At 71.2% G+C, this 12,432-nt stretch carries 11 protein-coding genes; 3 read left to right on the top strand and 8 right to left on the bottom strand.

Annotated elements, in window-relative coordinates; all coding sequences use genetic code 11:
• Positions 1–52: 52 nt before the first annotated feature.
• The gene (locus DEJ35_RS00510; protein WP_111123181.1) at positions 53–898 is read left to right on the top strand and encodes a LuxR C-terminal-related transcriptional regulator; all 846 of its coding nucleotides are present in this window, start codon (positions 53–55) and stop codon (positions 896–898) included.
• A gap of 111 nt (positions 899–1,009) precedes the next feature.
• Here DEJ35_RS00510 and DEJ35_RS00505 read toward each other — a convergent pair whose 3' ends face one another.
• From DEJ35_RS00505 to DEJ35_RS00480, 6 genes are all read right to left on the bottom strand, one after another.
• Positions 1,010–1,693 carry a response regulator gene (locus tag DEJ35_RS00505; protein WP_027466795.1) on the bottom strand — a complete coding sequence of 228 codons (684 nt, stop codon included), beginning with the start codon at positions 1,691–1,693 and terminating at the stop codon, positions 1,010–1,012.
• Entirely contained in the window at positions 1,690–4,182 is a 2,493-nt protein-coding gene (locus DEJ35_RS00500) for an ATP-binding protein (protein ID WP_111056540.1), read from the bottom strand. Before DEJ35_RS00500 ends, DEJ35_RS00505 begins: the two co-directional genes overlap by 4 nt.
• A gap of 121 nt (positions 4,183–4,303) precedes the next feature.
• On the bottom strand, positions 4,304–4,903 hold the full coding sequence (gene kdpC, locus DEJ35_RS00495) for a K(+)-transporting ATPase subunit C (RefSeq protein ID WP_111123178.1): 600 nt from the start codon (positions 4,901–4,903) through the stop codon (positions 4,304–4,306).
• Between the two features lie 2 nt (positions 4,904–4,905).
• Positions 4,906–7,005 (bottom strand): potassium-transporting ATPase subunit KdpB, encoded by a 2,100-nt coding sequence (kdpB, locus tag DEJ35_RS00490; RefSeq protein WP_111123177.1) that lies wholly within the window; start codon positions 7,003–7,005, stop codon positions 4,906–4,908.
• On the bottom strand, positions 7,002–8,684 hold the full coding sequence (gene kdpA / locus DEJ35_RS00485) for a potassium-transporting ATPase subunit KdpA (protein ID WP_111123176.1): 1,683 nt from the start codon (positions 8,682–8,684) through the stop codon (positions 7,002–7,004). The genes kdpB and kdpA overlap by 4 nt, the downstream gene beginning before the upstream one ends.
• On the bottom strand, positions 8,684–8,773 hold the full coding sequence (locus tag DEJ35_RS00480) for a potassium-transporting ATPase subunit F (RefSeq protein ID WP_017887940.1): 90 nt from the start codon (positions 8,771–8,773) through the stop codon (positions 8,684–8,686). Before DEJ35_RS00480 ends, kdpA begins: the two co-directional genes overlap by 1 nt.
• Positions 8,774–9,115: 342 nt before the next feature.
• On the opposite strand from DEJ35_RS00480, the gene DEJ35_RS00475 reads away from it, so the two are divergent.
• Positions 9,116–10,099 (top strand): Abi family protein, encoded by a 984-nt coding sequence (locus DEJ35_RS00475; protein WP_111123175.1) that lies wholly within the window; start codon positions 9,116–9,118, stop codon positions 10,097–10,099.
• Here DEJ35_RS00475 and DEJ35_RS00470 read toward each other — a convergent pair whose 3' ends face one another.
• The gene (locus DEJ35_RS00470) at positions 10,100–11,056 is read right to left on the bottom strand and encodes a YafY family protein (RefSeq protein WP_111123174.1); all 957 of its coding nucleotides are present in this window, start codon (positions 11,054–11,056) and stop codon (positions 10,100–10,102) included.
• Between the two features lie 62 nt (positions 11,057–11,118).
• Between DEJ35_RS00470 and DEJ35_RS00465 the strand changes: the two genes are divergently transcribed.
• Positions 11,119–11,538, top strand: a complete 420-nt coding sequence (locus tag DEJ35_RS00465) for a VOC family protein (protein WP_110859433.1) — start codon at positions 11,119–11,121, stop codon at positions 11,536–11,538.
• Positions 11,539–11,557: 19 nt separating this feature from the next.
• Here the strand turns inward: DEJ35_RS00465 and DEJ35_RS00460 are convergent, their stop codons facing one another.
• Positions 11,558–12,424: a putative RNA methyltransferase gene (locus tag DEJ35_RS00460; RefSeq protein ID WP_111123173.1), complete on the bottom strand. Its 867-nt coding sequence runs from the start codon at positions 12,422–12,424 to the stop codon at positions 11,558–11,560.
• Positions 12,425–12,432: the final 8 nt, after the last annotated feature.

Raw genomic sequence — 12,432 nt, 5'->3', positions numbered from 1 at the left:
CATCCCATCGGGTGGGCCCGTCCGCTCGGGTGGGACGGGTACCGTCGCGTCCATGGACGCATCGGTCGACACCCTGGAGGCCCGGGGCGGCTCCGCCATCCGGCTCGCGGCCGCCGAGCACGCCCGCACGGTCGCCGAGCAGGCGGACCGGCACGCGCTGACCCTCGAGTCCGTCCTCGCCGTGCTCCGGTCGTCGCGGGTCACCGACGCGGCCGCCAGGGCCGAGGCCGTCGAGATCGCCTCGGCCGCCCTCGTCGACCTGCGCACCGTGACCGATCAGCAGCGGAGCACCCTGCTCGAACCCGTCACCGGCGCGTTCTCGCGGTTGCGCGCCGACCTGCGGCCGCTCGTGCGCTTCGGGGACCTCGACGTGCAGTTCGTCGAGCCGCCGGCCACCGGCCGTGCGCTCCCGGGCGACGTCGCCCACGCGGCCCGGGCGATCGTCCGGACCGCGGTGCTCGCCCTGGTCGACGACGGTGCGGCGAAGCGGGTGCGCATCCAGTGGGACTGCGACGGCCGGAACCTGCTCATGCAGCTCCGCGACGACGGCTCCGGCACCCTCGACGTGCACGACGACGCCATGCGGCCGATCGCGGAGCGGGTCGTCACGCTCGACGGGCGGGTGCAGGTCGCGAGCACGCCCGGCTGGGGGTCCGTGCTCGACATCTCGCTGCCGCTCGACCCGCGGCCGACCGAGGTGGACGGGGTCAACGACGGTGACCTGACCCCGCGTGAGCGCGACGTGCTGCGGCTCGTGGCGACGGGAGTGGGCAACCGGGAGATCGCGGAGGGGCTCGGCATCAGCGTCAACACCGTGAAGTACCACGTGGCGAACCTGCTCCGGAAGCACGGCGCCCGGACCCGGGCCGAGCTCGCGGCGTTCAGCTCCCGGGCGTGAACCGACGGGACCGCGACGAGGCGTCCCGACGAGATCGCGACGACGGGTACCGCCGACGTCATCGGAGTTCACCGATCCGCATCTCGTCCACGCCCCGACAGCGGCGGTCCCCTACGCTCCGGGGGCGAAGCGGTACCCCATGCCGGACTCCGTCACCAGGTAGCGCGGGTGCGCGGGGTCGGGCTCCAGCTTCCGCCGCAGCTGCGCCATGTACAGCCGCAGGTACCCGGAGTCGTTGCCGTGCGTCGGCCCCCAGACCTCGGTCAACAGCATCTCGCGGGTCATCAGGCGGTCGGGGTTCGTGACCAGGACCTCGAGCAGGCGCCACTCGGTGGGCGTCAGGCGGATCGCCGGACCCTCGGCCGGGGTGACCTGCTTCGCCACGAGGTCGACGAGCAGCGGTCCGATCGCGATCGTCGGGGTCTCCTCCGACGCCACCACCCGCCGCCGTCCGAGTGCCCGCAGCCGGGCGAGGAGCTCGTCCATCTGGAACGGCTTCGTCACGTAGTCGTCGGCACCGGCGTCGAGCGCGTCGACCTTGTCGGACGAGTCGGTGCGCCCGGAGAGCACGAGGACCGGCACCTGCGACCAGGCCCGGACGCCCTCGAGCACCCCGATGCCGTCGAGCCGGGGCATGCCGAGGTCGAGCAGCACCAGGTCGGGGCGCTCGGTGATGACGGCGTCGATCGCCTCGCGCCCGTCCCGAGCCGTGACGACGTCGTACCCGCGCGCCGAGAGCGTCACCGAGAGCGCGCGGACGAGCTGCGCGTCGTCGTCAGCGATCAGGACCTTCATCGGATCTCCACTCCCACGTGCCCGGCGATCGGCAGCCGCACCACGACGGTGAGCCCACCGCCCGGGGTGTCGTCGACCTCGATCGTGCCGCCCATGCCCTCGGTGAACCCACGCGCCAGGGCCAGGCCGAGCCCGAGGCCGGTCTCGTTGTCGGTGTCACCGAGTCGCTGGAACGGCTGGAACACCTCGTCGCGGCGGTCCTCGGGGATGCCGGGGCCGTGGTCGGCCACGCGGAGTTCCACCCCGCCGGCGAACGCGCTCGCGGCGACCCGGACGTGTGTGCCGTCCGGGGCGTACCGGGCGGCGTTGGCGAGCAGGTTCACGACGACGCGCTGCAGCAGGACCGGGTCGGCGAGCACCGGTGGCAGATCCGCGGGCAGGTCGAGGTCGACGTCGTCCGGGCCGAGCTCCAGCTCGTCGAGCGCGGGGGCGACCACCGTCTCGAGCGCGATCGCCGCCGGGGTGACCGCGAGGACACCGGCCTGGACCCGACTGACGTCCAACAGGTCTGCCAACAGCACCGCCAGCTGACCGAGGCTCTCGTCGGCGGTCGCGAGCAGCGCCTCCCGGTCGGCCCGTGACAGGTCGATGTCGGGCGCACGCAGCGTCTGCACGGCGGCGGAGGCCGCGGCGATGGGGCGGCGCACGTCGTGGCCGACGGCCGCGAGCAGCGCGCTCCGGACCCGGTCGGCGGCGGCGATGCGCTCGGCGCCGACGGCGGTGCGTGTCAGTTCGCGGTGCTCGACGGCGGCGTCGAGCTGCTGCTCGACGACCCGCAGCAGCCGGCGCTGGGTCGGGTCGTCGGGCGCACCGGCGAACTCGAGCACGGCACCGGACGCCAGCGTCGTCGACGCGTCCGGCGTCGCACCGAACTCGCCCGAGGTCGCCGGCACCTCGTCGCCCTGGCGGATCCGGACCCCGGCGAAGCCGAAGGCCTCTCGTGTGCGGTCGAGCAGGGCCTGCAGGGCGTCGTCGCCGCGGAGCACGCTGCCGGCGATGCCCATCAGGAGCCCGGACTCGGCCGAGGCCCGACGGGCAGCGCGTGACCGCCGAGCGGACCGGTCGACCACGAAGCTGACCAGCACCGCACTGATCACGTACATGACCAGGGCGAACAGGTGCCACGGCTGCTGGACGGTGACCATGTAGAGGGGTTGCACGAAGAAGTAGTCGAGGCTCAGCCCGGACAGCACGGCCGTGAACACCGCCGGCCACATCCCGCCCACGAGCGCCACGACCAGGACGAGTAGTTGGTACGCCAGCACGTCCACCGTGATGGCGTCCGGGTCGCTGCCGATCGACAGCACCCAGGTGAGCAGCGGCCCGACCAGGACCGACAGCACGAACGCGGCGACCACCCGGCCGCGGGACAGGCTGCCGCCGAGCTTGGGCAGGGTGATCCCGCCGCCGGCGCGCTCGTGCGTGACGACGTGCACGTCGATGTCGCCGGACTCGCGGATCACGGTGTTGCCGATCCCCGGACCGGTCATGGCGGCCGCGAGCCGACTGCGGCGACTGACCCCGATCACGATCTGGGTGGCGTCGATCGACCGCGCGAACCGCACCAGCGTGCTCGGCACGTCGTCGCCGACGACCTGGTGGTACGTCCCACCGAGTTGCTCGAGCAGGGTCCGCTGCTTGCCGAGCGCGCCGGGGTGCCGGACGCGCAGGCCGTCGTTCGTCGTCACGTGCACGGCGGCGAGTTCACCACCGGCGCTGCGGGCGGCGATGCGGGCGCCGCGGCGCAGCAGGGTCTCGCCCTCGGGGCCACCGGTCAGGGCGACGAGCACGCGCTCCCGGGTCTCCCACCGGTGCTCGATACCGTGCTCGGCGCGGTAGGCCTTGAGCGCGTCGTCGACCTCGTCGGCGAGCCAGAGCAGGGCGATCTCGCGCAGTGCGGTGAGGTTGCCGAGGCGGAAGTAGTTCGACAGCGCGGCGTCGATCCGGGCCGCCGGGTAGACGAGCCCGTCGGAGAGCCGTTCGCGCAGCGCTGCCGGGGCCAGGTCGACGACCTCGATCTGGTCGGCCGCACGCACCACGGCGTCGGGGACGGTCTCGCGCTGCACGGTGCCGGTGATCTCGCGGACCACGTCGCCGAGGGACTGCATGTGCTGCACGTTGACGGTCGAGATGACGTCGATGCCGGCGTCCCGCAGCGCTTCGACGTCCTGCCAGCGCTTCTCGTTCGGGCTCCCCGGGGCGTTCGTGTGCGCGAGTTCGTCGACCAGCGCGACCTCGGGTGCCCGGGCGATGACGGCGTCGAGGTCGAGGTCGTCGAGGTCGACACCCCGGTGCGAGACGGTGCGGCGGGGCACGACCTCGAGCCCGTTCACCAGTGCTGCGGTGGCGGCGCGCTCGTGCGTCTCGACGACGGCGACGACCACGTCGCGACCCTCGTCGAGCAACCGACGCCCCTCTTCGAGCATCGTGTAGGTCTTGCCGACACCGGGCGCCGCACCGAGCAGGACCCGCAGCTTCCCGCGCTTCACGTGCTCATCCTCTCGCGTGCGGGGGTCGGTCTCCGCAAGACACCGGTGTTCACCTGTCGCACCGCGGTCTGCGGGTGTTCGACGCGCGAGCACCGGTGTTCTGCGGAGGGGTCACCCACGCTCAGGACGCCTTCGCCAGCGCCAGGTTCAGCGCGAGCACGTTCACCACGGGCTCACCGAGGAACCCGAGCTGCCGGGACTCGGTGTGCGACGCCACCAGTTGCCGCACGGTGTCGGCGGGCAGGCCGCGTGCCGAGGCCACACGGGCCACCTGCTGGGACGCGTAGGCGGGGCTGATGTCCGGGTCGAGGCCCGAACCGGATGCGGTCACGGCGTCGGCAGGCACCTGCGCGGCGGAGACCCCGTCGGCCTTCGCCAGCGCCGCACGACGCTCCTCGACGGCCTTGAGCAGGTCGGCGTTGTTCGGCCCGAGGTTCGAGCCGGACGACGCTCCGGCGTCGTAGCCGTCGCCGGCGGCGGACGGCCGCGACTGGAACCAGCGGTCGGCCTGCTTGCCCGTGAACGACTGCCCGATCAACGAGGAACCGACGACCTTGCCGGACGAGTCCGTGACCATCGAGCCGTTGGCCTGGTCGTGGAACGCCGCCTGGCCGACGCCCCAGACGGCGAGCGGGTACCCGACGCCCAGGACGACGGTGGCGACGAGGGTGAGGCGGATGGCCACACCGGCGGAACGGAAGGTGGAACGTGCAGATGCCATGACTAGAACCCCGGGATGAGACCGACCACGAGGTCGATCAGTTTGATGCCGATGAAGGGGACGACCACGCCGCCCAGCCCGTAGACGAGCAGGTTGCGGCCGAGGATCGACGACGCTGCGGCCGCGCGGTACTTGACGCCACGCAGGGACAGCGGGATGAGCGCGACGATGACGAGCGCGTTGAAGACGACCGCCGACAGGATCGCGGACGACGGGCTGTGCAGCGCCATGATGTTGAGCGCCGCGAGCCCCGGGAACGCGAGCTGGAACATCGCCGGGATGATCGCGAAGTACTTCGCGACGTCGTTGGCGATGGAGAAGGTGGTCAGGGCGCCGCGGGTGATGAGCAGCTGCTTGCCGATGCGGACGACGTCGATGAGCTTGGTCGGGTCGGAGTCGAGGTCGACCATGTTGCCAGCCTCCTTCGCCGCCGTCGTGCCGGTGTTCATCGCGACGCCGACGTCCGCCTGTGCCAGGGCCGGGGCGTCGTTGGTGCCGTCACCGGTCATGGCGACGAGGTTGCCGCCCTCCTGCTCGCGCTTGATGTACGCGAGCTTGTCCTCCGGGGTGGCCTCGGCGAGGAAGTCGTCGACGCCGGCCTCGTGGGCGATGGCAGCCGCGGTGCGGGGGTTGTCGCCCGTGATCATCACCGTGCGGATGCCCATCGACCTGAGCTCGGCGAACCGCGACGCCATGCCGTCCTTCACGACGTCCTTCAGGTGCACGACACCGAGCAGCGTGACCGCACCGGTCGACGAGCGACGCCCGACGACGAGCGGGGTGCCGCCCTGGTCGGAGATCTCCGCGACGGTCGCGTCGATGGCCGACACCAAACCGGCTTCGGTGGTGTCCGCCCAGGCGAGCACTGCCGCGGCAGCGCCCTTCCGGATCTGCGACCCGTCCGACAGGTCGAGACCGGACATGCGTGTCTGCGCCGTGAACGGCACCTCGACGGCACCGTCGGGCAGACCGACGGCGGCTCCGTCTGCACGCGCCAGGTCGACGATCGAGCGTCCTTCCGGCGTGCTGTCGGCGGCACTCGACAGTGCCGCGGCCTCCAGCAGTTCGGCTGTCGTCACGCCCGGCACCGGCACCACGCGGGACGCCCGGCGGTTGCCGTACGTGATCGTGCCGGTCTTGTCGAGCAGCAGCGTCGTGATGTCGCCGGCGGCCTCGACCGCGCGGCCCGACATCGCCAGCACGTTGTGCTGCACGAGCCGGTCCATGCCGGCGATGCCGATCGCGGAGAGCAGCGCTCCGATGGTGGTCGGGATGAGGCAGACGAGCAGGGCGATGAGCACCGGCACGCTGACCGTCGCACCGACGAGTCCCGCGATGGGCTGCATCGTCAGGCAGACGATCACGAAGACGATCGACAACGAGGCGAGCAGGATGTTCAGCGCGATCTCGTTCGGCGTCTTCTGCCGTGCCGCACCCTCGACCAGGCGGATCATCCGGTCGATGAAGGTCTCACCCGGCGTCGAGGTGATGCGCACCACGATCCGGTCCGACAGCACCCGTGTGCCGCCGGTGACGGCACTGCGGTCACCGCCGGACTCGCGGATGACCGGTGCGGACTCACCCGTGACGGCCGACTCGTCGACCGACGCGATGCCGTCGACGACGTCGCCGTCGCCCGGGATGACCTCGCCGGCGACGACCACGACCACGTCGCCCTTGGCCAGGTCGACGGACGCGACCTCCTCGGTCTCGTTGCCGGTCGCGGCCGCGTCGGTCGTCGCGTACCCGAGGACCCGGCGGGCGCTCGTGGTCGAGCGGGTCTTCCGCAGGGTGTCGGCTTGCGCCTTGCCGCGGCCCTCGGCCACCGACTCCGCCAGGTTCGCGAAGACGACGGTGAGCCAGAGCCAGACGGCGATGGCGATCGTGAACGCGGACGGCTCGACGACGGCGGCCGCCGTTGTCAGCGCTGCGCCGACCTCGACGATGAACATGACGGGGTTCCGCCACATGAGTCGCGGATCGAGTTTCCGCAGGGCGCCCGGGAGGCCCGCCACCAGTTGGCGGGGTCCGAATGCGGACGAGCGGGTGGCCGGTTCCACGGCGGTGCGCGGTTCCGACTCCGTGGTCACGGGGGTGGTCATGACAGTCCTTCTGCGAGCGGACCCAGTGCGAGCACCGGGAAGTAGGTGAGTGCGGTGACGATGACGGCGACGCCGCCGAGCAGCCCGATGAACAGCGGGCGGTGGGTGGGCAGCGTGCCGGCGGTCTCCGGCACCCGGTCCTGCGCGGCGAGGGACCCGGCGAGCGCCAGGACGAACACCATCGGCACGAAGCGGCCGAGCAGCATCACGACTCCGAGCGAGGAGTTCATCCACGTGGTGTTCGCGGTGAGCCCGCCGAAGGCCGAGCCGTTGTTGTTCGCACCCGAGGTGAAGGCGTAGAGCAGCTCGGTCAGCCCGTGGTTGCCGGGGTTGAAGATCGACGTCCCGAGCACCTGCTCGCGGACCCCGGGGATCACGAGCGAGAGCCCGGTGGCCAGGAGCACGAGCGTCGGCGTGACGAGGATGTACAGCGCTGCGAAGGTCATCTCCTTGGCGCGGATCTTCTTGCCGAGGTACTCCGGGGTGCGACCGACGAGCAGGCCACCGATGAACACCGTGATGACGGCGAGCACGAGCATGCCGTACAGGCCGGAGCCGACGCCGCCGGGGGTGACCTCGCCCAGCATCATGTTGACGAGCGCCATCATCCCGCCGATCGGGGTGTAGCTGTCGTGCATCGCGTTGACGGCACCGGTGGACGTCGAGGTGGTCGCGGTCGAGAAGAGCGTGGAACCGAGGATGCCGAAGCGGCTCTCCTTGCCCTCCATCGCGGCCCCGGCGGCGTGCGTGGCGACACCGCCCCCGGCGAGCTCGGCGATCGACATGACCGACAGCGACACGAGGAAGATCGCGCCCATCACGGCGAGGATCGCGTAGCCCTGGCGGTCGTCGCCGACCAGCCGCCCGAACGTGCGCGGCAGCGAGAACGGGATGACGAGCATCAGGAAGATCTCGACGAGGTTCGTCCACGCCTGCGGGTTCTCGAACGGGTGCGCCGAGTTGGCGTTGAAGTAGCCGCCACCGTTCGTGCCGAGTTCCTTGATCGCCTCCTGCGAGGCGACGAACCCGTCGGGGATGTGCTGCGTGCCACCGATGAGCGTGGTGACGTCGGTACCGCTTCCCCACGACTGGACGACCCCGCCGGCGACGAGCACGATCGCGAAGACGAACGCCCCGGGCAGGAGCAGTCGGCCGAGACCGCGGACGATGTCCACCCACACGTTGCCGAGCGTGCCGGACTTGCGACGGGCGAACCCGCGCACCAGGGCCACGGCGACCGAGAGACCGACGGCCGCGGACAGGAAGTTCTGCACCGCCAGGCCGGCCATCTGCACCGTGTAGCCGACGGTGACCTCGGGCGAGTACGACTGCCAGTTCGTGTTCGCGACGAACGACGCCGCGGTGTTGAACGCGAGCGAGGGTCCGACGGCGGGCAGCCCGAGGTCGCCGGGCAGGATGACCTGGATGCGCTGCAGCAGGTAGACGAGCAAGAGCCCGGCGACGCTGAACAGCAGCACACCGCGCAGGTACACGGGCCAGGACTGCTCGGCGTCCGGGTCGACCCCGATCAGCCGGTAGACCCCGCGCTCGACCCGGTTGTGCCGGACGGGCGTGAAGACCTTCGCCATCCAGTCACCGAGCGGGCGGTGCGCGACGACGAGCAGCAGGACGAGGGTGGCGACCTGGGCGATGCCCGCCCAGACGTCCGCGGCGCCCACTAGAACCGCTCCGGACGCACGAGCGCCCAGACGAGGTACACGACTGCGGCGATGCCGAGGACGGCGGCCGCGATGGTGATGCCGATCACAGCCGTTCCACCCCCTTGGCGATCAGTGCCACCACGCCGAACACGGCGAGGACACCGGCGACGACGAACACGTCGAACACGAGGGACTCCAGAAGGTCTGCGGTGTCCGCGCCGGGTGACGCGGACCGGCACCACTTGTGGTGCCGAACCGATGCTGGGTCCTGCGCCGCGCCTCCAGTCCGCTCCTAACGGATCCCTGACGCCGCCCTGGCGGACGCATGCACGCTCCTAACGCCTGTGGAGAGCGCTCGATCCCGTGACGCGGATCCTGGTAGGGTTTCGGCATCACGATCGGCCCGCTCGCCTCACGGCTCGGGCCGATTTTCTTGTCTCGGGGGGCGCATGGAGTACGTGAAGCCGTGGCTCTCGATCGGTGAGCAGATCGAGAAGCTGGCTTCCAAGGGAGTCCGCATCGGTGATCGGGGCGTCGCGGGCTCGGTGCTGCGCGAAGTCGGTTACTACCGCCTCACCGGATACCTCTATCCCTTCCGTGAATCCTCGTTCGACATCGACGACGACGGCCGTCGGCACGTAGAGGTCCAGGACCGGTACCGAGCAGGGACGGAACTCGCCGCAGCCGAAGCACTCATCGCCTTCGATCGGATTATCCGGCTCCTGGTGATCGAAGGTGTCGAGCGGATCGAGGTGGCCGTTCGGACCCAGGTCGGCCACGTCCTCGGAGAGCATGCCCCCTTCGCTCACGAAGACGGATCACTCTTCACCGAGGCGTTCACCGCACACCGAGCAGATGCGTCCGATGGCTCCAGCCCGCACACTGCTTGGCTGCAGCGCGTCCGCGAACGGCAGGATTCCTCGGATGAATCGTTCGTTGCCCACTTCCGCACCAAGTACGACGACCGGATGCCCATCTGGGCACTCACCGAAATCCTCGAGCTGGGACACCTGGCTCGGCTGTACGGCGGTCTCCGGAACGACGTCGCCACCCGGATCGCCCGAGAGTTCGGCGTCCCGACCAAGAAGACGATGCTGAGCTGGCTCGCCTCGGTCAACTACGTCCGGAACGTCGCAGCACACCATGCGCGTCTGTTCAACCGGAAGTTGGTCGTGGTCCCGAAACGCCCGAGGTCCGGTGCGGTACCGCTCCTCGCACATCTTTCGGGAACCGATGCGCCGAAGCAGTTCGGTGTCTACAACACCTTGGCGGTGATGGCCTACCTGCTCAGGTCGATCCCGTCCGACCACGACTGGGCCGAGCGCGTGGCCGCTCTCCTCGAGTCCTTCCCGAGCAACGAACACCTCGATCTCGCGTCGATGGGAGTCGGCGCCGGTTGGCTGGACCACGCGCTCTGGACAGGTCGCCACTGATCACGGTGGGCCACGCGTGCCGGCCGCGCGCAACCGGTCAGCGAGGTCTGCCACGGCCTCGACGAGCTCCTCCGGACCCGCGACGACGAAGTCGACCGCAAGTCCTGACACCACGCCAGCGAGCCCGTCCCACGACCACGATCCGAGGGTGACGCGGGCCCGGCCGTCCTCGAGCTGCTCGACCACGGCATCATCGGGCAGGTACGGCGTGATCCTCCGTGCATCGTCCGCCGTCGTGGTCACCGAACCGGTGCACGGCCACACGTCGTCGACCACCGACCCCTTGAACCGCGCAGCGACGAACGCGGCGGCGTCACCTCCGGGGATCGGGGTCGGCGTGAACGGGACACGGGTCCGCATCCGCGGCGTGATCCGGTCGATGCGGTGCGTCCGCCAGTCGTCGCGGTCGAGGTCCCGGTCGAGCAGGTACCAGCGACCGTTCCGGGCGACGACGGCGTGCGGTTCGACCCGGTGCGGGGTCTCGTCGTCGCCGTACCCGAAACGGAACACCTCCTGCAGGTGGACGGCCTCGCTCACCGCCACCAGGACCTCCGGATCGGTCAGGCTCCGGCTCGTCGCGGTCACGGCCTGCACCGCGTCGACCCGGGACCGCAGCCGCGCGGGCATCACCTGTCGAACGGTCGCGAGGGCACGGGCCGCCGACTCGGCGACGTCCGCCCCCGATGCCGGGGCCACGGCGAGTGCCAGGGCGATCGCCACCGCCTGGTCGTCGTCGAAGAGCAGCGGGGGCAGGTCGGAGCCCGCCTCGAGCCGGTAGCCCCCGGCCGGCCCGCGGAGTGCCTCGACCCGGTACCCGAGGCCGCGCAGCCGATCCACGTCGCGGCGGACGGTGCGGGGACTGACCTCGAGCCGTCCGGCGAGCTCGTCGCCCGGCCAGTCGCGGTGCACCTGGAGCAGGGAGAGCAGCGCGAGCATCCGTACGGAGGGTCCGGCCATGGCGTCCATCTTCGTTCGAGAAGCGGACACGATCTGACCGCATTGACCGACATCCTCGTCCCATGAGCATCGAAACGACAACCCACCTCAACTTCGACGGCGACGCCCGCGCGGCGCTCGACTTCTACGCATCGGTCTTCGGCGGCGAGGTCACCGCCGCCACCTACGGCCAGATGGGCGCCCTGGACGACCCGGCCTGGGCGGACCGGATCGTGTTCGGTCAGGTCTCCACGGCCGCCGGCTTCCGCGTCATGGCCTTCGACGTCTGGCCCGGGCAGCCCTACGACCAGGGATCGAACGCCTTCTACGTGTTCGTGCACGGTGACGACACGGCCGAGATCGAGCGGTACTGGGCCGCACTGTCCGAGGGCGCCGAGATCCGGCAGCCCCTGGAACCCTCGGCCTGGGCTCCGTTGGCCGGGCAGCTGCGTGACCGCTTCGGCGTGGTCTGGCAGCTCGACGTCGCCCCGGCTGGCGACTAGTCGGTCCTGACGGTCGCGGTCAGCGCGTCGGCGTCCACGTCGACACGGTGACCGCGGCCGTCACCGTCGTCGGCTCGAACACGGTGTCCGCCGCGACGTGGTGGTGGCTCGGCCCCATGTGCACGACGTCGTGGACGTCCTCCGCCGACAGCTCCATCGTCCACGTCAGGTCTTCGGAGGACCGCAGCACGAACGACGGCGTCAAGGAGTCGTGCAGCCGCCGTTCCTTCTCCGGGTCCACGCTGATCGTCGCCTCGGCGAGCTCCGCAAGGTGCCCGGTCCGCGGGGTCACCACCGCGAGTACGCCGTCCGGGTGCAGCACGCGGGCGTACTCGCTCTGGTTGCGGGGTGCGAAGACGTCGAGCACGACCGCGGCAGCGCCGTCGACGACCGGGAGGCGCTCGGTCACGTCCCCGACGACGGCCCCCGCACGCTCGTGGGCGCGTGCCGCACGCCGGATCGCGACGGCCGACAGGTCCAAGGCGACCCCCAGTCGTCGAGTCGGCTGACGGCCGACAGGTGCAAGCGTGTCCGGCGCGACCCCGAGCCTCCCGTCCGCCGCGCGCAGCGCATGCGCCAGGTAGGTCCCCGGGCCCGAACCGACGTCCAGCACGATGCCGGGCGCGGTGGCGTCCGCGACGATCGCGGCGAGCGCCCGCTCGACGGGCGCGTAGTGCCCGCGCCCCAGGAACCGCAGCCGCGCGTCCACCATCTCCGGGGTGTCCGCGGTGAGTGCGCGCCGCTTCGCGGGCAGGAGCGTCAGGTGGCCCTGCTTCGCCTCGTCGAACCGGTGACCGTTCGGGCAGCCGACCTGGCCGCCGTCGACGCGGCCGAGCGGCTCGGCGCACACGGGGCAGGCGAGCATCGGCAGCAGGTCGTCACGCACCGGCCCAG

It is taken from the genome of Curtobacterium sp. MCPF17_051 (assembly GCF_003234595.1).
Lineage (GTDB): Bacteria > Actinomycetota > Actinomycetes > Actinomycetales > Microbacteriaceae > Curtobacterium > Curtobacterium flaccumfaciens.
This window is presented reverse-complemented; position numbering and strand designations above follow the sequence as displayed.

Coding starts and splice junctions, on each gene's coding strand:
- kdpB (WP_111123177.1), bottom strand. CDS start 7,005: ATGACCACCCCCGTGACCACGGAGTCGGAACCGCGCACCGCCGTGGAA.
- DEJ35_RS00470 (WP_111123174.1), bottom strand. CDS start 11,056: ATGGCCGGACCCTCCGTACGGATGCTCGCGCTGCTCTCCCTGCTCCAG.
- DEJ35_RS00475 (WP_111123175.1), top strand. CDS start 9,116: ATGGAGTACGTGAAGCCGTGGCTCTCGATCGGTGAGCAGATCGAGAAG.
- kdpC (WP_111123178.1), bottom strand. CDS start 4,903: ATGGCATCTGCACGTTCCACCTTCCGTTCCGCCGGTGTGGCCATCCGC.
- DEJ35_RS00505 (WP_027466795.1), bottom strand. CDS start 1,693: ATGAAGGTCCTGATCGCTGACGACGACGCGCAGCTCGTCCGCGCGCTC.
- DEJ35_RS00510 (WP_111123181.1), top strand. CDS start 53: ATGGACGCATCGGTCGACACCCTGGAGGCCCGGGGCGGCTCCGCCATC.
- DEJ35_RS00465 (WP_110859433.1), top strand. CDS start 11,119: ATGAGCATCGAAACGACAACCCACCTCAACTTCGACGGCGACGCCCGC.